The sequence below is a fragment of the Cryobacterium cheniae genome, assembly GCF_004403395.1.
Taxonomy (GTDB): domain Bacteria; phylum Actinomycetota; class Actinomycetes; order Actinomycetales; family Microbacteriaceae; genus Cryobacterium; species Cryobacterium cheniae.
In genome coordinates, this window is sequence record NZ_SOGN01000013.1 from 1 (window position 1) to 19,421 (window position 19,421).

The window sequence follows — 19,421 nt, forward strand, 5'->3', positions numbered from 1 at the left end:
TCCCTCGGCGCGACCAGAGAACACGGCAGAATAGTTAGACACAACAGTGGACTACTTTTCGCCCGTCGTTATTGGCCTACTTTTCAACCGTCGCTGACAGGCCGTCCAGTGCCGCAGTGCTTACTCGCGTTTGGGAAGCTGCTCAAGCCACTCGAACAGACTCGACCCAACCTGCGCAGGCAGAGGCGATTGAGTGGCTTTTGTATTGCGGCGACCGCCGTGCACAATCGCATTCCGTTGAGTCGACAACGCGCTAACCGCCTGGAACAAGTTGACGTTCGCCTTTTTCAATGTCACGCCCAGCGTTGCAAGAAGCACTTCGTCAAGCAGCTCGGGAAGGTTCGACCGCCGACTCAGGATCATCCTTGCCATCGCTTTCCCGCTCAGGGGAACTCGATCCTGAATGATTTCCTTCACCTTCACCTCACACGCTGTTGCCGCGACCAGAGTGGCCCGGTCTTGGTCGTTTGCCGACTGTGCGTCAGAGAGGTGCCAGGCATCAGCGAGCAACGAGTCAGCAATGCTCGGTTCTTGCCGTGCTGAAACGTCATCCATTATCGACTCGATGCTGCCGACGTCGAGCCGAATGCGCGACGATCGCATTGTCACCGACTGTGCCGGGCCGTATCCCAAGATGCGTTCGCCGGTTTCGCGGTACTCGAGTTGCGCGATCCCATACTGCGCTGGCGCGTGAGTGGACAATCCCAACCAGGACTGTGCTGGCGCTGCAGCGCGAAGATGCCGAAGAAACAAACCGGCCACCGCCTCGGCTATTGGCCGCGTTGCATTGATGTCGTTGTCAGCGATGGTGCGTAGCTCGTCCGTCAGGTCATCTGGTTTCGGCATCGGAAACGCCGTCGTCGTTTCAACGGTCACCTCGAAAAGGACCAACGCCGCCGTGCGTTCATCACGGTCAGGGTCTGCGAACACTGGCCCGCTCCCAACGAGCGACGGTAAGGGATTTTGTGGATAGTTTTCTGGCAGATCAGAAAACGACTCCGCGTCACTGGGGAGATTAACTCGAACCAATGAGCCATCCCAGTTCAGTTCAAAGTTGGCCCCTACGGCATCTAATCCGATCCACAACTGCGGGACGATGAACCGCATTCGAAAAATGGCATCAACCATGACGTGCAGCTTTCATGAAACCGTCGGTACCGGGCTGGGTCAGAGTTGCCCGGCAGTCGTCATCTCTTCGTACCGCTGAAACAGCACTCGCTGTCGGTCCGCTTCCGTCACCAAGGCCCGCCGGGCGCCGAACGCCTTGTCGAGGACCCTATCGAGCGCGTTGTGCGAGGACACGAGCACGGGGTCCATCGCAAGCGGGTTGTACAGGTCTTCGAGCGAGCGCCCCGGATGGAGGTCCCTCGCGTCGAGGACCTTCTGCCCAGCCTCGATCACAGCTTGTCGTAACACGTCGGTGACCTTCGGCAGTGGGAGCGTGTTCCAGACAAGGGTGTTAGAAAACGACGGGTCCGATTTCCACCTGCCGCCGACTGACTTCTGCCAGGTGATGAACATGCTCGAAGACATCACGGCGAAGGCAAATCCGTCCGGGTCGTCCACTTTGTAGACCTTGTCGCCAGCAATTACGTCCGCGGGCATCCGCGCCGCAGTGGCCCAGCGCCGTCGTTCGGAGAACACTTTCGGAATCCCGAGATACGAGGTCTCCGGCTGCGATCGCTGCCCAAACAAGTGAGGGGTCTCCGCCATTTTTCGAGTGGAGGGCGCCTTGGACGCAAGACGCATCGCTCGAACCCCCTCGAGGCGTTTCCGCAGCACCGGAGACCTATCGACATCCGCCGGGTCAAGGTCGGTCATCCAGAGGCACCAACGATCCTCACCATTTATGAATTCTTCCCCCATCATGTATCGGTGAAGGTACTTCGCTGCGACGGGGTCGGCGGTGACCTCGGCATAGTCTTCTTTCTCTACGATGAGGTTCTTACCATCACGAGGCATGCTCCCCATGGTGACCGGCGGCAAGTCGGGTGCGAGGACCGTTCGACGTTGGGCAACGAGGATATTCGGACCATCGATGAGGTACGCGTTGATGCGATCCACGGTCTTCGCCGTAGGAGCGCCGCGGAGGGTGTCGTAGAAGAACAGCGTCGGAGCGGGCGCTGCCCGGCCGCCCCTGTCAAAACCAATGACAACACAATGCACGTTTGCCGCCCCGGGCGCTTCTGACGACCAGCCAAAAGTGCGGTGGGCGTACCGGATACGCCACCCGGCCGCAAACACTGGCCCGAAGAGAGTGGGAACGGGTTCACCCTGCGTGATGGAGTTGGTGGACACAAATGCGAACCGTCCGCCCGGAACTCCGTCGAAGAACTCGACGGCCTTTCGGTACCAGGCGGTGACGTAGTCGAGTCGTCCAATATCTTCACGACCCCAGACTGTACGGAGGTCAGCGGCCTGCTCCGCTTCTCGTCCGCGGTGTCCCTTGAACGGCGGGTTGCCGACGACGATTGTGTTCACAGTCGGATTAAGAATGTCCCGCCAGTTCGTACGAAGCGCGTTGCCAACGTGGATTGTGTCAATAGTGCCAAGCGGAAGGGAATCCGGCGCCATGCCGAGCTCAAGGGACATCGCCTGGTTCGCTTGATGGTCAGCGAGGTGCAGCGCGGTCGAAGCGATTCGGGCCGGCCATTCCTCGATTTCAATTCCGAAGAAATGCTCTGGCCGGACGACGAGGTCGTCGCGGGTGAAAAACATCGTCGGAACTTCGGTGGTGTCGCCCAGTTCCCGGAGACGAATGAGGACAGCGAGATCGAGCGCTCGGAGCTCCCGGTAGCTCAGAAGGAGGAAGTTTCCGCATCCCGCTGCTGGGTCGATAAGGCGTATCTGACCGAGGTGGGCACGAAATTTCTTCAGCCCCTGGACGCTGTGCTGCTCATCTGCGAATCGGGTTTTGAGGTCGTCGAGGAATAGTGGGCCGAGGGTCTTGAGGATGTTCGTCTCGGTCGTGTAATGCTCACCAAGCTGGCGTCGAGATTTCTTGTCCTTCACTGCCTGGAACAACGACCCGAAGATAGCCGGGCTGATGTCAGCCCAGTTGAACCGGCACGCGTCGAGGAGCTTGGAACGCATCTCGGAGTCGAACGCAGGGATGCTGATGGTCTCCGCGAAAACGCCGCCGTTGGCATACGGAAGTTTCTGCAGAGCTTCATCGAGATGCCCAGGTTTGATCTTCTGATTAAGCACTTGGAAGAACATCGCAATCTGCGGGCCGAGGTCGGAGCCGTCGTCCCTAGTCCGGTCCTCGATGAATTCCGTGAACAGGTCGCGATCCCAGAGACCCGAGTCGTCGGCATACATGCAGAACAGTATCCGGACGAGGAAGACTGACGCCTCATGGTCGGGGTAGCCGGATTTCTCAAGCGTCTCGTACAGAGAGGCCATGACGCGCGCCGCCTTGATAGATGCGGCCTCTTGCTCCACGGATCCGAACGAACGAGTTTGGTAACCGGCGAGGAACGCCAGGGCTTCCGCCTTCACTGGCAGGCCGGTCAACGCAAACTCCTGGACAGCACCCTCTGTCCGATCGTGAAGGTCGAGGATTCGAAACTGCCGGAAGTCGCTCGTGATTACCCACCGTGGGGCTTCCGCGTCGGTGAGATCGTCGATGTAGTCCAACGCTTGCCGTTCAGCTTCCTCGAGGTTCTTGCCGGCGGACTTCATCTCCACGAGACACAGACCAGGGACAAGAGCGTCGATGTAACCGCCGTTACCAGTCGAGGACCTCTTCGCCCGCCGTTCGTAGGAGGCGGCTTTCGTCTCCGTGATGCCGTACACGCCGAGGAGGTCACGGACGAACGACTGCGCCTGCTGCCGCTCCTCGCCTGGTTCATCCTTCCACTCGGACACGAACTTTCCCGCACGCTTGCGAATCTCGTTCAGAGACCTTGTCGCCACCCCGACACCGACCTTTCTTTTTGCCGACCGGTTCCGCGAATAATAGTCCCTGGTCGTTTCAGCATTTATGACGACCGTACCGTGTCCCCTCGCCCCTGCCGGACAGGTTGTCAGTACCCAAGCCCAGGCCAAAACCGAATCTCGGCGCAGCATCCGGACCGCTGGTTGTGGGGCTTCTTGGACCGCTATCGGAAGTTCTTCTTCGAGTCCGTTTCATTGGGGTGTCCGGTGGCCGCTTTCGTGATGTACACGCGTCCTGGCTTCTTCGCCTTGACGTTGGGCTCATCGACGGCGTACCAGAGGCGAGCACCATCGGTCACTTTGTACTGCCACTGCGGGAGGGCTACACCGTCGATAAGGACTGTCTCGAGATCTCCTCGCAGTCTGTAGCAGCGATCAGGGTCGTACTTCGCGGGATGTGCGGTGAGATAGTCGAAGGCGTCCGCCAGGGCATTCTTCGCGGTGGACTTCAGATCAGTCCACCCGCGTTCGGCAGCGACACTGCCAAAGAAGATTTCGTACTCGGTGCCTTTTACAGGTCGCGGAACCGGGGTGCCGCGTTTCCCCGCCATCTACGGGCGATTAACGCGGACAGGAGCAGCCGGCAGCTCGATGGGCTCGACAGGTCGCATACCCATCGCGTAAGCCAGGGCCGTTTCCTTCCACTCCTGCTGCGCGCGCAGCAGCCGCTCAAACGTTCCCAGCTCACTGGCGGCATAGAGCAGCTGCTCGATCTCGGCCGCGTACGCGCTCAGCTCCCCCGGGGTGAACTCCCCCGTCCACGCGAACAGGTCGGTCAGCGCCGCCGCGACGTCGCCCTTGTTCCGGCCGATCGCACGGATCAGACGACTCGAGAGCGCTACACCGTTCTCGAGGACATCGAGATCGTGACCGCGAAGGATCACGAGATCGTCACCGTCACGGCGCGTGATCCGAACCTGGCCCTCGTCGATGTGGGCCAGAACCTCCTTGGGCTTGCGCAGAAGGTCAGTGAAAGTCGCAGTACTCATATCGACACAGTACATCAGATAAACATCTGATTGAAGGGCTGGAGAGATTGATGCCGGCCTACGAAGTTACGAACTTACAGAGTTACGAAGTTGATCCTCTGTACTTCCAGCGAGCTTGTCGGCCCTGGCCAACAGCAGGTCTACGGCTATGCGAATGAGCGTGTTGTCTGTGATGCGCTCCCCGCCGTATGTCTTGTTGCGGTTGATTTGGCGAGCCTTGGCCGCGAGGGCATCCATCTGATCGCCGCGCAGGCGTGTCTCTTTCCGAACGAAGGAAAGATAGTGGGCGCCTCCCCCGACGTCAGACGCCCCGATTGGTTCTTTCTGCTTAGTTACCACACGGGTCGCCCGCGCAGGAGTAGGAACAGGCTCGGGTTCTGTTGCCGGTGCTGGTGCCGGTTCAGTCGGAACGGGCACCTGAACGACTGCCTGTACCGCTTCCGGTTTTGGATCGCCAAGCAGCTGGGTGAGTTTCGTCCTCGCCATCACTTGCCTCCCTTGGTGTTGGCCCAGTAGGAAACGAGCTCGAGGGCAACTCGTCGGTAGTCCTCGCGCGCCTTGCTGGCGATTCTGGAGTCACCGTCTGCGTATTGGGTTACAACACGGCCCTCGATGGGAGCCATCTTGTGGATCTTGTAGTCGCGAATTGCCGCTTCGAATCGGGCAAAGCCAGCTCCATCCAACAGCCCCTGGGCATCAACCAGGTCCGACGGAACGCGCGGGTCGACCCGATTGACCAGAACCCGATAGTTCACCCCTGCCGGCAGGACGACCTCATTAATCGTTGCCATCAGCGGAGCAAAAGCGAGCGGAGATGGCTCAGTGGGCAGGATAACAAAGTCGGACTCCCCAAGAACCGTAGAGAGCACGTCTCGGCCTTCAAGAGAACCTGGGGTATCCACGAAGACAACGTCGTAGGGCAGCTCACGCAGCCGGGCGAGATTTCTCGGGTCAGTGTCGTCGGCGACATCGAACGGAAGGCTGTCCCCCGCCCTGTCGGCCCACCACGCGGATGATCCCTGCGGGTCCACGTCGACAACCAAGACCCGGGAGTTCTCAGCGCAGACGCTCGCGAGGTTCATTACTGTTGTTGTCTTGCCGGCGCCGCCTTTTTGGTTGGCTATTGAGACAATGCGCATTCGATCTCCAGTCTGTAACTCTGTAAGTTCCAGATTCCGTAAGTTACGAAGTTCGGTTGTTACTAAGTCTGTTAGTTCGAAAGTACCAGAGTCCGGAACCTACAGACTCATTCAGCTTGCGCGTGTTGCACTTACAAACTTCCGGAGTAACGAACTTCCGACATAACAGACTCGCGAAGTTACAGACTTACGAAGTCAATATCTGAGGAAGTTCCCGCCGAACATGTATAGGGGCCGGACATAGCGGAGTTAGGACGTTACAGAGTTCGGAAGTTACAGAGTTGCAGAGTCACGAAGTCACGAAGTCACGAAGTCACGAAGTCACGAAGTCAGNCACGCAACCAGCTGCGGTGGATGAGTACCCACCATGGCACCGCCGGCCGCGAGGCGGGGGAGTGCCCAGGTGGACGTGGACCAGGTGGAGGACACGACCGGCGGTTGCCCCGGCCACAGGCGTCGCCCGCGCCAACCCTGACATCGAGATGAGCAGTGTCCACGCATTACTGACATAGAGATGAGTCCTCACACTCACCGTCCGGGACGGACGGTGAGTGTGAGAGCCACCTCATCCAGCATTGCTTTCGTATTTCGTATTTTGTTACGTGTTTTGTTTTTAATTCTGATAGTGTGACGTTATGAGTGATCTGGTGCAGGTGGAGCAGCGTATGTGTCGGTTCCCGGGGTGTGAGCGGCCTGCTGTGGCTGCGGAGGCTGGGACGGGGCGGCCGCCGGAGTATTGCGATGACGAGGGCCACAACCGGGCCGCTGCGTGGCGTGCGCGCCGCCGGTTGAGTGCGGAGCCGGCGCGGGGCCTCGAGGATGAGAAGCGTCCGGTTGATGCGGCGAGGCAGCGTGCGAGTGAGATCCGGGGTCAGGTCGCGGGGATGGTCGAGCACCTCGGCGCCCAGCTGAATGCGCTGGTCGAGGAGCTCCGCACGGTCGCGGATCCCGACGCGGCCGAGGCCCAGATCGAATCGGTCACGACCGAGGCAGCCGAGCAGGTCGCGTCGGCGTTGGCGCGGGCGACGCGGGCGGAGCAGGCGCAGCGGAAGGCGGAAGCGGAGCGGGTCGAGGCCGACGCGGCCGCCGTCGAGGCTTCCGAGCTGGCCGAGCAGCAGCAGGCAGCCCTGGCCGAGACCCACGAACAGCTGGCCGAACAGGCCCTGGTGCTGGAGCAGGTCACGGTCGAGTTGGCCGCGACCCGGAGTGCGGGGGAGGCCCGGGACTTGGCGGCGCAGGCGGAGCTGGTCGAGCTCCGCGAGCAGCTGGCCGGAGTCCAGGCGCATTTGACCGAGACCGAGCAAGCCCGCACCGAGGCGACAGCCCGTGCGGAGGCTGCGGTCATGGCGCGGGCGGAAGCGGACGAGCGGGCCCGGGGCGCGGTCGCCCGCGCTGACGAGGAAGCGGAGCGGGCCAAGCGGGCCGAGGCTGACCTGGTCGTTGCCCGAGTGCAGGTGGACCAACTCCGCACCGAGCGTGAAACGTTGCGCGAAGAGGTCAGTGCTCTGCGCGGCACGGTGGCGACGGTGAGTGTGGAGCGGGACGCGGCTCGGGCTGACGCTGACCGGGAGCGGGTCCACGGGGATCAGCGGGTCGCTGACCTCCGCACCAGCCAGGACCAGCAGTACGAGCAGATCCGCACCGAACTGGCCGAGGCACGCCAAGACGCCCGCGAACAGCGCACCCGCGCCGACACCGCCGAAGCACGAACCACCGCGCCCACAACCAGGAAACCAGCCTCGAAGCAGTAAACCTCTCCGCCCTCATCAGGTCGACGAGCCCGGGCGAACCACGAGCTGCCGTGGCGGGGGAGCGCGAGGGGACTCGCCCCTCGCCGCCGGCCGCAGGCCGGTGTTACGCACCCGAGTTCGTATCCGTGCGTTCGGTGGCCGCGCCGGTGGGGGAGTAGCGCGGGGTTGCCCCTCACCGGCTGGCCCGTCAGGGCCAGCCGGTGAGTCGCGGCTAGATGTTGCGGAGCATGCTCACCACGGTGGGGAACGGGGACAGGCTGTCGACGAGGGTGTCGACGGTTGGGGCGTCGGGCTTCTGCGCGAGAGACTTCTGGATTCGGGCGAGCTGGGCGTCGGTGAGGCCGACGGTTTCACCGTCTCCGGTGACGCTGACGGCGATCGCAGTGCCGAAGATCACCGTGCGGGAGCCGAGCCGGTGAGCGAGCACGGTCGCGGGCAGGTTCAGGGTGGACCCGTTGATGAGGCCTTCATCATCGACGAAGAGATCGATGTCGTCCTCCAGACCGACGACGTCGAACATCCGGCAGCCGATGGCGGCGACGATGTCCGCCCCGATGCTGGTCTCGTTCACGTCCAGGGTGGTGATGGTTTCGGTCGGGTTGATCTTGACGCTGCGGATGCTGGTGGTCATGGGGTTCTCTCTCCAGGGTTGGTGAGGTGCGCGGGGTCCCGAGCTCTCTTGTGGGCAGTGGTTGTGTTGTCGTCCACCGTTTTTCTGCCCTTGGTGGCAAGAGAAATCGATTGAGAGCGGGAGTGCCGGAGTGCCCGCACTCTCGTGCGAAATAAGGGAGCCTGCGACCGCGTGCGAAAGTGCGGGTGACGCAGGCACGCAAGCGAACTACGATGATTGGCCACCAAGGGAAGAAATGTCATTTCCGGGGCAGGCCGGCGTAGCCGGCTCCGTGTGGGTCCGGCCTCCGGGCCGGATTCACCTGGTGGGGGAGTGTGAGGGGGCACCGTCCCCCTCGCGGCGGCCGGCCCCGGGGTGGGCCGGCCTACGCGGCGGTTATTCGGGCCGCTGGTGCTGCTGGATCTCCGCATACGGGGCGGTATCGGTCCAGGTGTAACCGGTGCTGACGCTGACGGTTTTGGGGTTGGCGCGGACGACTTCGCGCCACTGGCCGCGGATCTTCACCCGGTCACCTTTCTTGACGGTGCTGCGGTCGTAGCCGGTGGCCGTTCCGCTCTCGATCTGGGCGGCGCGCACGGCTTCCCAGTAGGCGATCTGGTCGCGCTTCTCGGCGAGGTTGGGTGCGAGGTGGTCTGCTCGGGCCTGCTTCTGGGTGGTGGTGGCGTCGATGTAGCCCTGTGCGTCGTCGTAGCGCGGGGCGATGACGCGTCGTTCTAGCTTGCGGAGCTCGGCCCCCAGAGTGTCGATGCGGTTGGCCACGGTGACGGGCCGGTAGCGGGCGTCGGTGGTGTGCGTGGAGGCGTCGGCCCTTGCCTGGGCGTGGGTGGCGTCGGTGCTGGCTTCGACTGATTTACGCATGGCGTTATCTGCTTTGGTGATCGCGTTGCGGTGGCGGCTTTCGGAGTGGTGGCCAATCTTGATCGGTTCTCCTCCTTCGGGCAGGCGGTCCAGCGCGCTCTGGGCGCGGGTCCACGCGGCATCCTCGGCGGTTGCCTTGCGGTCGGCTTTGGCGGCCAGGGCGTCGACCCGGTCGGCCTGACGTCCGATCTTTCCGGCCTCGACCTCGGCGGTCGTGCGGTGCTCGTGGTCGATGTCGGTTTCGACCTCGAATCCGGCCGCTTCCAAGGCCTCCCGGGTGCGGGTGATGGTGTGGATTTTGGGGAGGCGGTCGCGGGACTGGGGGACGAACCAGGCGCTGATGCTGCGCCCCCAACGCCAACCAACGGTCTTGAGAATTTCGGCGGTTCCATCGCCTTTACTGGTGCCGTCGATCATGGTTCCGGCGGCGTGGCTGTGGGTGATGGTGAGCATGATTTCTGTTTCCTCGATTAGGCGAAGCTGTCGGCGTAGCGGGTCGCGGTGCAGGTTTCTCCGGGCTGGGTATCTACGGCCCCTTCCGAGGTGCACCCGCTGCAGGCGCACCCGTCCGCGTAGCGCTCCCGTCCGCGTAGCGCTCCCGCGGGTAGGTGTTCTCGTACGAGCAATCGGACTCAGCCATGGGATCTCTTCTCTTCGTGGACAACTGTTTTTTTGGCCTGTCTGGCAAAAGAAATCGAGAGCGACCGGGAGTGCCGAAGTGCCCGCAGTGCCGGGCGAAATAAGCCCGCAGGGCGCGTCCGACACTGCGGGTGACGCAGGCACGCAAGGGAGCTACGCTGATTGGCCAGATAGGACAAATGCCCGGCAATCAGCGCCGCAAAGCGGCTCCATATCGCTTTTGACGGCTTAGCCGTCGCAGTTTCAGAGTGATATCACTGTGATATTCCTTGGCGGGGGAGTGCGAGGGGGATTCCTGCCCCTCGCCGGCCAGCTCGGGAGCTGGCCGGCTGTCCGGCTCGGCGGGTTAGGGGGTGGTGAGTGCTGCGGCTTCGTCGGTGGTGCTGATCAATGTGGCGCCATGGTCACGGATCAGCCGGGAACATCCGGCGCTGGTCGGGCTGGTGATCGGGCCAGTCACGGCCCCGAGCGGGCGGCCGAGTGCTGTGGCGTGTCCGGCCACGTTCAGGTTCCCGGACCGGAACCCGGCCTCGACGATGAGGACCGCGTCGGTCAGGGCGGCGGCGAGACGGCCACGCTGGATGAAGGTCCACTTCGTGGGCGCCCGGTGCGGGGGCAGCTCGGTCACGATCGCACCCCGCTCGGTGATCCGGGTCAGGAGGTCGCCGTGCCCGGCCGGGAAGGGACGGCCGAGCCCGGACGCGGACACGACGACCGTGTGCCCGCCAGCCGCGAGGGCGGCCCGGTGGGCTATCCCGGCGATGCCGTAACTGCCGGTGCCGACGATGATGTGGCCGCGCGCGACGAGCCCGGCCGTGATCTCCATGGCGACATGCTCCCCGTACCCGGTGGCCGCCCGCGCACCCTCGACCAGGATCCTCGGGGCAGCACGAGTCAAGAGCCCCGGATCCCCGGCAACGTAGAGCGCGAACGGCGCCCGGGAACCCAGGTCCCGGAGCCCGGCCGGCCACCCGTCATCGGAGGGGATCAACACGGTGTGGCCGTCCTCGATGATCGTGGCCAGTACCTGCCGGAACTCCGCACTCTCCAGGCGGGGCAGGACACGCTCCCGCAGCACGACCACGTCGACGTCCTCGCAGGTCCCTCCGAGGACCAGGTCCAGGGCGGCGACGGCGCCTTGGTCGGCGATTAGGGACCCGGCCGTTGCGTCGCCGGGCTCGCACACGATCGTCCACAGAATCCGGACCAGACGTTCAACGCTGAAACCGTGTTCCTGGGACAGTTCAGTCAGCGTCGCAGTCATGGCGGCCGTGTGTGCGGTGGTGGTGTTCATGGTGTGGGTCCTCTCCCTCAAAACAACTTGTTTTTTGCCTTTCCGGCAAGAGAGATCGATTGAGAGCGGGAGGCCCGGAGTGCCCGGTTTCGGGGCGAAATGAGGGAGCGTGCGACCGCGTCCCGATAATTGGGCACGCAGGGCCGGGAGCGAACTACGATCGGCTGCCGGAAAGGAAAAAAACGGGGTCAGAACGTGCCGCGCGGCGGCTCAATGAAGGGTTCTTTCCGGCGCAGCCGGCCCCGCCAGGGGTAAGGCAGGCCGGCGCAAACGGCTCCGTGTGGGTCGACCTGCGTGGCGGTGTTTAGTCGGGTCGCTGGGGCTGCCGGATCTCTGCATACGCGGCGATGTCGGTCCGGTTGTGTGCTTCCAGGAATGTGTCGCCGGGGGTGCCGTCTATCTGGTGTGGGCGGAAAACTTGTAACTCTTGACACAATCCGCCCCAATGCGTGAAACTTTATTACATGTGCGGGGTGGACCCGTGATTGTGTTTTGAAAGGCGGACGGTGCCCATGGCTTCTACCAGGGATTCCCGGCAGGCTCCTGATCGCGGCGTCACGACCGATGTGACGCGTGAGTTCTCCGGCCCGGCCACGCCGGCTCCGTCGGATGTAGTCGCCAGGCTCCGGGCGATGCTGCCTGGGCTAACCCCGGCGGAGGCCCGGATCGGCCGGGTTCTGCTTTCTGACACCACGGCGGCATCGGCTCTGACGGTTAACGAGCTTGCCGAATGCGCGTCCTCGAGCACCGCGAGCGTGGTCCGCACCGCGCGGCGTCTGGGTTTTGATGGATACCCGCAGCTGCGGCTTGCGTTGGCGGCGCAGGGCGGTGCGGACCATCACGCGGGTGTTCCTGTGGGCGCTGACATTGCTGACGGCGACGGGATCGGTGTGGTGTTGACCAAGCTGGCCGCGTTTGAGTCTGAACAGCTCCGTGCCACCGCCGAACTCGTCGATCCCGTTGCCCTGGAGAAAGTGATCGATTTGATCCGGGCCGCTCGCCGGATCGACGTGTATGGCATCGGCGCGTCTGGCCTGGTCGCGGAGGATCTCACGGCGAAGTTGAACCGGGTCGGACTGGTCGCCCGGGCATACACCGAACACGACGCGGCGATGGTCAGCGCTTCACTGCTCGGCCCCGCCGACCTGGCGATTGGCGTTTCCCACTCGGGAGAGAACCTCGGCACTGTCGCCCCGCTGCAATCGGCCCGGTCGACCGGCGCCGGCACGGTGGCCATCACTGGAGCCGCTCGTTCCCGTTTGGCGGTCCATGGCGAACATGTTTTGGTCACCGCGGGTCGAGAGTTTGGCTTCCGTTCTGCAGCGATGGCTAGCCGCGCTGGGCAGCTCCTGCTCGTCGATGCCATCTTTGTTGGCGTCGCGCAGACGCTGCCCGGGGCCCGCGCCGCGCTTGAACGCACCTACGCCGCCGTCACTACTCATCCGGGACGAAAAGAATCATGAATCGCGTCACCAACATCAAGGACAGGGATAACACCATGGCACTCGCCACATTGGGCACCGAGACCGCGAATGACCGCACCACGGACTTGGACACGATGTCCGTCGCGGACCTGCTCACCGTGATGAACCAGGAGGACCGCACGGTCCCCGTTGCGGTGGCGGCGGCACTACCGGCGATCGAGAGCGCGGTCGATGCGATTGTCGGCGCGCGCCGCCGCGGCGGACGGCTGATCTACCTCGGTGCCGGCACCAGCGGCCGACTCGGGGTGCTGGACGCTGTTGAATGCCCACCGACGTTCGGTACCGACCCCGGGGAAGTCCTCGGGCTTATCGCCGGCGGCGAGCGTGCGTTCCTCAAGGCTGTCGAAGGTGCTGAAGATGATCCCGACCTCGCGGTGAACGACTTGCGGGCAGTCGGACTCACCGACGTTGACGTTCTCGTCGGTATCGCCGCCAGCGGCCGAACCCCCTATGTCATTGGCGGTTTGGATTATGCCCGACGCGTTGGGGCGGCCACCGTCTCGGTGGCCTGCAATCGTGGCGCGGAGATCAGCAGACACGCCGATGTCGCTATCGAGGTCGACACCGGACCTGAGGTGCTGACTGGATCTACCCGGCTGAAGGCCGGGTCGGCGCAGAAGCTGGTGTGCAACATGCTCTCCACTGCCAGCATGATCCGCACCGGAAAGGTCTTCCACAACCTGATGGTCGACGTCCAACCCACGAACGCCAAATTGGTTGACCGTGCCCGGCGCATCGTCAGTGCCGCCACCGGGGCAGACCCGGATACCGCCGCGGCTGCAATTGATCAGGCCGGCGGGCATGCCAAGACCGCCGTGGTCATGCTCCTCACCGACACTGATTTCCCCATGGCCACCGCTCGCCTCGAACAAGCTCACGGCGACGTCCGCACCGCCATCACATCGCCCTAAGCGATCCCCGCTAACTCGGGTCGTACCGTGTGGCACGGGCGTGCAGCGCTGACGGCGATACACGTCTCGATTCGTCTGCAAGTCCCCGCACGGCACACTTCAGGAGACACTACTATGCCCGAAAATATCCTCAGCCCTCTGCGTGGCACGGTGCTGTCGCTCGGCGATGTTCCCGACCCCGTGTTCGCCCAGGAAATCGTCGGCGGGGGAGTGGCTGTTCAGCCTTCCCCGGACACCGGCCTTGTGACGGCTCGAGCGCCGGTGACTGGCACCCTTGTTCGGATCCAGCCGCACGCTTTCGTTATCCAGTCCGCATTGGGGACCGGGATTCTGGTTCACCTGGGCATCGACACGGTTCATATGGATGGTGAGGGCTTCGAGGTGTTGGCCGCCGAAGGGTCCGTCGTGCAGGCCGGCGACCCGGTAGTCCGATATGACCCACAGGTCATTGCCGCCCACGGCTACGCCGACATCTGCCTGGTCATCATTCTGCAGAGCCCGCCGGGCGCCGTGCCTGCGCCGACCACAACCACCACCGTCGACGCTGCCGAGCTGCTGTTTTCCTGGCCGAGCTGACCCATCCGGATTCCGTCATCGATCTAACCGGCTCCACCCAGGAGTGCGCAACAGAGATCCCGGCGTGAGGACGACCGAACCCGGCCCTCCGCTACACCGCTACCCGATGAAATTAAATTTCTCTTGACTCTTGAGTCAGTGAAAGCTATTTTCATATCACGACATAGTTTTGTCCCTCGGGTTTCTCCTTCCACGAGAACCCCTCACAACCTCACACTTTGCTTGAAAGGATTTCAGTCATGGCCGACTCACGAGTCATCGCAGACCAGTTGCTCATTGGTCTGGGCGGCGCCGAAAACATCATCGACGTCGAAAAATGTATGACCCGCTTGCGTGTCGGCGTCCGTGACCAGGATCGAGTCGATGTCGCCGCTCTGCGTGCGATCCCCGGGGTGCTCGCTGCCCTGCCCGGCGATAACTGCCAGATCGTTCTGGGCCCGGGTCTGGTTGACCGGGTCGCCATCGACGTGGAGTCGGCCCTCAGCGCCGCCCGCGCAGACGGGGCAGCTGCCTCCTCGGCGACACGGCTGGCCGACAAAGGTGCGGCCATCCGGCAACAGAACAAACAACGCAATAACACCCCGGTCAAAAATACTCTAAGACGCATCTCTAACATCTTCGTCCCACTGATCCCCGCACTGATCGCCTGCGGACTCATCGCCGGCATCAACGGAATCCTGACCAACCTGGCCACCAGCGGCCAGGTCCCGTGGTTGGCCACTCTGTCTCCGATCTTTAGCGTCATGTCCAGCGGGTTCTTCGCCCTGCTCGCCGTGTTCGTGGCGATGAACGCGGCCAAAGAGTTCGGCGGCACGCCCATCATCGGCGGCGTCATCGGGGGAATCATCGTGGCCCCCGGAGTCGCGAACATCGTCGTCTGGGGCCAACAGCTGGCCCCCGGCCAGGGAGGGGTTCTCGGCGCCATGGGCGCCGCCATCCTGGGCGCCTACGTCGAGCGGTGGGCCCGCAAATGGGCGCCCGACGTGCTCGCCTTGTTCATCGTGCCCACCTTGACCGTGCTGATCGCCGGCCTCGCCGCCCTCTTCCTCCTGATGCCAGCCGCCGGCTGGGTGTCAATCCAGATCGGCATCGGCGCCACCTGGCTACTGAGCACAGCGGGTGTCTTCGCCGGGTTCGTCCTCGGCGGCCTGTTCCTGCCACTGGTGATGACCGGCTTGCACCAAACACTCACCCCCATCCACACCACCCTGATCGAACAGGTCGGCTACACCACCCTGCTGCCGGTCCTGGCCATGGGCGGCGCCGGCCAAATCGGTGCCGCGATCGCCGTGTTCTTCAAGCTCCGCCGCAACACCAGCATCGGACGCACCATCAAAAGCGCACTGCCCGCAGGATTCCTCGGTGTTGGCGAGCCCCTCATCTACGGCGTCACCCTCCCGCTGGGCCGTCCCTTCATCACAGCCTGCATCGGCGGCGCATTCGGCGGCGCCGTAGTCGGCCTCTTCGACCAGCTCGGCTACACCGTCGGCGCGATCGCCATCGGCGCCAGTGACATCTCACTGTTCCCACTACTCCAGGGCAATCACGGCTGGGGCGCCGCCGCACTCGGCTACGCATCCGGCCTCATCGTCGCCTACACCGTGGGATTCTTCACCACCTGGTTCTTCGGGTTCACCCGCGACCAGCTCGTGCGCCTCAACACCGACGACACCATCGATGCAGGACTGGTCCCCACCGCCGACGCCCCAGAAGGGACGGACGACCCCGCCGATCAGATCCCCACCCTGGCCGGCTCCCACCACCGCTCCTGACATCTCCTCTCTCGCCGCCCTCGAGCACCACCCCCGACGAACTCTCCGGACCAAACGTCGTGTGGCCGCCCACCGCTTTCTTACGTGGTGGCACGAGACCCGAGTGAGGTTGCAGGTGTCGCAGGCACGAAAGCGAATTTTGCGGCCGGGCTATTGGGCGTCCGGCCACAACCCTCCGTCAGTGCGTTGCCGATAACACGCAGGCGTGGGGATAATCCTCCGGAGTCACAAACACACCACTAGTCAGCGGCACGTGACCCAGCCGGCCCGCAAAAGGTGTGTCCCCAGGGCAGTAACACCCGAGCGGGGTTCCTGGCAAGGGGGTTGAATACCACTCAGGGCTGGGAAACAGTAGAGGAATGCGACGAATCTCCTACAGTGGGACCTCTTTCCTCACCGCTGACGCCATCACGGACGCGCTCTTCCAACTCGTCACCGCCCTGAACAGCAGTCAGACGACCGAGTCCCTGACCCTGCCCGCGATCAACCTGACCGGGAAACCGATCATCGTGAAACTGATCGTCGGACCCTGGAGTGAGCTGATCAGCGTCCCCGAGGACTCCCTCTGGGACGAACCAAACATCACCGAAGTACTCGCATTCCTCCGCGACCGCATCCACGCACTACAGCAGCACACACCATCACCCGCGTATTCGGAGATCGCGACCACCGATTTCGACATCACCGACATCACGTACATCACCGACATCACGTACGTCACCGACGTCACCGACGTCACCGACATCGGTCGCACTTCGTGAGGGCCTCGACCGGGGCTTGCCCCTTACAAGACGCCGAGCAATTCCGTGCAGGCCCGACTGACCCGCCGGCACGCCATCGAGCACGTATTCCACGAGTCCTGCAGCTCCGCCATCCGTTCACAGGCGTCCAGGGATGCCCTGCACGCTTCCTGACACACTCCGAGGATCACGATCATCGTTGCCCGGTTGGCCGCCGTGTGCCACGACAACAGTGTGGACGTCATCGTACACACTTCCACACAATCCAGATTCGCAAGAAAACACCGGGTAATGTCACCATTACCTACCAATTCCAGACACGCATCGGCACAATCTCCACTCACCGCAACAAGCGCATCGCAGGCATCCACGCACGTCGCAGTATGACTTCGAATCAACGCCCACTGTCCGTCGCTGCCGCTCATATCCACACCCTAAACCCGCACCCCTCTCTCTCACACCCCACCGGTAAGCCCGGTACGGCGCCCCCCACAACCGAATTGGCCGGTGTCGCGTGGGACGCCTGACGTATAACTCGCGCATGACTGTCAGCTTCGATGACCGGACCCTGGCACACCTGCAAAGCGCCATCAACATCAAACTTCAACACCAAGAAGGGTTCCACTTCACCTGGTCAGACGAACCACACGCCGTCGGTAGCGGCCGAAACGCCATCTGGATTCACCCCGGGATCCCGCTGTCCTTCAAATTCTCCACCGCTCACCCACCCCACCTCAACCGGTCTTGGCTAGAAGCCCTGCTCCGTACCGCCAACACCACCACCGGCCTCGAACTAGTCCCCGAACCACCCCACCCCACCACCGGGTAAAGCGCACACCCCGCAACTATCTAGCGAGCAGACCACCCAGCAACCACATCACACCCGCCCCGACCGCCCCGACCGCTGTACTCCGTCCTCACCCAACCTCGTTTGACCAGGTGCCGCACCCGGAGAGGTGGAATCAGTGCTGAAGCCAATGAGGATGCTCCCGCCACACGCTGCACCCACGTTGTACACGACAGCCCAGACCATCCCACTTAGCGTCCAACCCAGCACCGTGACCAGCCCAACCACACCGGCAACACCGACCCCATGGTTCGCGTCGGCCCAGACGCTCACACTCCCGCCCGTACCAGCTTGCCCAAACCCGTCCACAACACGATCCAACTCAACAAAGAACCCGGTTCCCGCCACAACGGACCACACCACAAGAGTGAACACGGCCGCCAGAACACCGAACCCGATCCCCATCACCGCGGACACTTTTACCACCGACCACACATTCACCGACGCCCACCGGACCCGCACCTGCAGCAACCCCGCAGCACGAAGCCCATACCGATCCAAAACCCCACCCGAACCGCTACGCATCACAAACCCCCACACTCGCTTCATCACCACTCGCACCCACCCCGGGCAGCTGTGGCAACAACCTAGCCCACCCCCACTAAAACCCGTGCCGTCCCCGGCGGTGCCGGCCTCAAACCATTAACCCCCTCACCCCACTCAATCCGTGATTGTGGGTCACCGACCCCACAGCAGCTCGCACTCGCGCGTCCGATGAAAGCCTTCATAACTGGTGACGCTGTCAGATATCTCCCCAAAGTCCGGAGATCCCACCCCCACCACGACACCCCTCAGCACCCCCAGCAACCCATCGGTCCACCGCTCTCAACGGAGGCCGCCGACTATGCGGCCTCGCCCAGGTACTGCCACCGGTTCTCCGGGTTGAGCAGACCAGCACCCACCAGCTCCAGCGCGGAACGGTGATCGGCCAGGTTGGTGCTGGCCCGCGGATACCGCGGCCACACCCGCTCCCCGGGCGTGCTCGCCTCAAACAATGGCCGGCTCGACACGTGTGGGCGCCGCGGCCGGGACCTGGGCGTGGACATCATCGTGGTCAGTTCGGCTTGCCACCACGCCCACACCTCCCGCTCGACCCGATACCGCTCTGCTCGAGCCAGCAGTGTTCCCAGTACGTTGAGCTGCAGGGCTGCCTGATTCCTAAGATCCTGCTTCGACCTGGCCCACCCATCACGGTGCACGACCAGGAGCTTGTGACGACGGAGGCGACTGAGGATCGTGGCAGTGTGCCGGGCCGTAACGCCCAGGAGACGAGCTGCGGAGTCAATGGTGAGGGACGGGTGCTGACGCAGCAGGGCGTAGAGCTTGCCGGCGAGGTGTCCGAGACCCCGGCGGGTGAAGAGGTCGTGGCGTTGGTCGGTGAGTTGTTCTTCGAGCAGGGCGACGAGGTGGGTGCGGGTGTTGAAGAGCTCAGCTGCAGAACGTCCTGGAGACGACGGGATTTCGTGCGGGGGGCGGGGGTTATTAAGTGGTTGTGACCGGACTGTACTGGGACCTGTGGATAACGTGGAGGCTAGGCGCCATTCGGCGGCGTTGCCGTCGTCGCTCGCACTGACCCGCTCGACGTAACCGGCAGCCGCGAGGGCGGTCAAAGCGTCGGCTGCGGTAGTGCGGCCGAGGCCTCCCATCGGGCCGAGGTCCCGGATCGCGGCGGCGACCGTGCGTTTGCCGGTCTGCAGTGTGAGGTAGGCCAGGGCGCGGAGAATGGTCTGCTGATTCGAGGACGCCTCGGTGCGGCCCCACCGGCCCGGGGTGACCCGGAACCGGGTCAGGAGGGCTTCGACGTCGGTCACGATGGCGTCCAACTCCGCCAGGTCCTGCGGCTCCCGCACC

The 19,421-nt window shown here is 63.4% G+C and carries 18 protein-coding genes and 1 pseudogene; 7 read left to right on the forward strand and 12 right to left on the reverse strand.

Annotated elements, in window-relative coordinates:
- Positions 1-120: 120 nt before the first annotated feature.
- From E3T23_RS01910 to E3T23_RS01935, 6 genes are all read right to left on the reverse strand, one after another.
- Entirely contained in the window at positions 121-1,128 is a 1,008-nt protein-coding gene (locus tag E3T23_RS01910) for a hypothetical protein (protein WP_134368729.1), read from the reverse strand.
- Positions 1,129-1,167: 39 nt separating this feature from the next.
- Entirely contained in the window at positions 1,168-4,071 is a 2,904-nt protein-coding gene (locus E3T23_RS01915; RefSeq protein ID WP_338145438.1) for a class I SAM-dependent DNA methyltransferase, read from the reverse strand.
- A 32-nt stretch (positions 4,072-4,103) separates the two neighbouring features.
- The gene (locus E3T23_RS01920) at positions 4,104-4,490 is read right to left on the reverse strand and encodes a hypothetical protein (RefSeq protein WP_134367332.1); all 387 of its coding nucleotides are present in this window, start codon (positions 4,488-4,490) and stop codon (positions 4,104-4,106) included.
- Entirely contained in the window at positions 4,491-4,928 is a 438-nt protein-coding gene (locus E3T23_RS01925; protein ID WP_134367334.1) for a hypothetical protein, read from the reverse strand.
- 66 nt (positions 4,929-4,994) lie between these two features.
- A complete protein-coding gene (locus E3T23_RS01930) occupies positions 4,995-5,414 on the reverse strand; it encodes a hypothetical protein (RefSeq protein WP_134368730.1) in 420 nt (139 codons plus the stop codon).
- Positions 5,414-6,067, reverse strand: coding sequence for a ParA family protein (locus tag E3T23_RS01935; protein ID WP_134367338.1), 654 nt, complete (start codon positions 6,065-6,067; stop codon positions 5,414-5,416). The genes E3T23_RS01930 and E3T23_RS01935 overlap by 1 nt, the downstream gene beginning before the upstream one ends.
- Positions 6,068-6,951: 884 nt before the next feature.
- Between E3T23_RS01935 and E3T23_RS01940 the strand changes: the two genes are divergently transcribed.
- Positions 6,952-7,818, forward strand: coding sequence for a coiled-coil domain-containing protein (locus E3T23_RS01940; RefSeq protein WP_174843828.1), 867 nt, complete (start codon positions 6,952-6,954; stop codon positions 7,816-7,818).
- 211 nt (positions 7,819-8,029) lie between these two features.
- On the opposite strand, the gene E3T23_RS01945 is transcribed toward E3T23_RS01940, so the two are convergent.
- The 3 genes from E3T23_RS01945 to E3T23_RS01955 form a co-directional block, all read right to left on the reverse strand.
- Positions 8,030-8,449 carry a DUF3846 domain-containing protein gene (locus E3T23_RS01945; protein ID WP_134368731.1) on the reverse strand — a complete coding sequence of 140 codons (420 nt, stop codon included), beginning with the start codon at positions 8,447-8,449 and terminating at the stop codon, positions 8,030-8,032.
- Positions 8,450-8,824: 375 nt separating this feature from the next.
- Positions 8,825-9,760 carry a DUF3560 domain-containing protein gene (locus E3T23_RS01950; RefSeq protein WP_134368732.1) on the reverse strand — a complete coding sequence of 312 codons (936 nt, stop codon included), beginning with the start codon at positions 9,758-9,760 and terminating at the stop codon, positions 8,825-8,827.
- 532 nt (positions 9,761-10,292) lie between these two features.
- Positions 10,293-11,240, reverse strand: a complete 948-nt coding sequence (locus E3T23_RS01955) for a DNA-processing protein DprA (RefSeq protein WP_134368733.1) — start codon at positions 11,238-11,240, stop codon at positions 10,293-10,295.
- A 512-nt stretch (positions 11,241-11,752) separates the two neighbouring features.
- Between E3T23_RS01955 and E3T23_RS01960 the strand changes: the two genes are divergently transcribed.
- From E3T23_RS01960 to E3T23_RS01980, 5 genes are all read left to right on the forward strand, one after another.
- A complete protein-coding gene (locus tag E3T23_RS01960; RefSeq protein ID WP_198416162.1) occupies positions 11,753-12,703 on the forward strand; it encodes a MurR/RpiR family transcriptional regulator in 951 nt (316 codons plus the stop codon).
- Positions 12,700-13,635, forward strand: a complete 936-nt coding sequence (gene murQ, locus E3T23_RS01965; RefSeq protein ID WP_198416163.1) for an N-acetylmuramic acid 6-phosphate etherase — start codon at positions 12,700-12,702, stop codon at positions 13,633-13,635. Before E3T23_RS01960 ends, murQ begins: the two co-directional genes overlap by 4 nt.
- Positions 13,636-13,749: 114 nt before the next feature.
- On the forward strand, positions 13,750-14,211 hold the full coding sequence (locus E3T23_RS01970) for a PTS sugar transporter subunit IIA (RefSeq protein ID WP_134368734.1): 462 nt from the start codon (positions 13,750-13,752) through the stop codon (positions 14,209-14,211).
- A gap of 239 nt (positions 14,212-14,450) precedes the next feature.
- The gene (locus E3T23_RS01975; RefSeq protein WP_134368735.1) at positions 14,451-15,983 is read left to right on the forward strand and encodes a PTS transporter subunit EIIC; all 1,533 of its coding nucleotides are present in this window, start codon (positions 14,451-14,453) and stop codon (positions 15,981-15,983) included.
- Between the two features lie 359 nt (positions 15,984-16,342).
- Complete coding sequence (locus E3T23_RS01980; protein WP_134368736.1) at positions 16,343-16,744, forward strand: hypothetical protein; 402 nt, start codon at positions 16,343-16,345, stop codon at positions 16,742-16,744.
- Between the two features lie 23 nt (positions 16,745-16,767).
- On the opposite strand, the gene E3T23_RS16080 is transcribed toward E3T23_RS01980, so the two are convergent.
- Positions 16,768-17,148, reverse strand: a complete 381-nt coding sequence (locus tag E3T23_RS16080; RefSeq protein ID WP_478213373.1) for a four-helix bundle copper-binding protein — start codon at positions 17,146-17,148, stop codon at positions 16,768-16,770.
- 89 nt (positions 17,149-17,237) lie between these two features.
- Here E3T23_RS16080 and E3T23_RS01985 point away from each other — a divergent pair, with 89 nt between their 5' ends.
- A complete protein-coding gene (locus E3T23_RS01985; RefSeq protein WP_134368737.1) occupies positions 17,238-17,552 on the forward strand; it encodes a DUF7882 family protein in 315 nt (104 codons plus the stop codon).
- 48 nt (positions 17,553-17,600) lie between these two features.
- Here the strand turns inward: E3T23_RS01985 and E3T23_RS15930 are convergent, their stop codons facing one another.
- Both E3T23_RS15930 and E3T23_RS15080 read right to left on the reverse strand, forming a co-directional pair.
- Complete coding sequence (locus E3T23_RS15930; protein WP_420898292.1) at positions 17,601-18,119, reverse strand: DUF3566 domain-containing protein; 519 nt, start codon at positions 18,117-18,119, stop codon at positions 17,601-17,603.
- A gap of 293 nt (positions 18,120-18,412) precedes the next feature.
- A pseudogene (locus tag E3T23_RS15080) lies at positions 18,413-19,421 on the reverse strand (helix-turn-helix domain-containing protein); the annotation flags it as partial.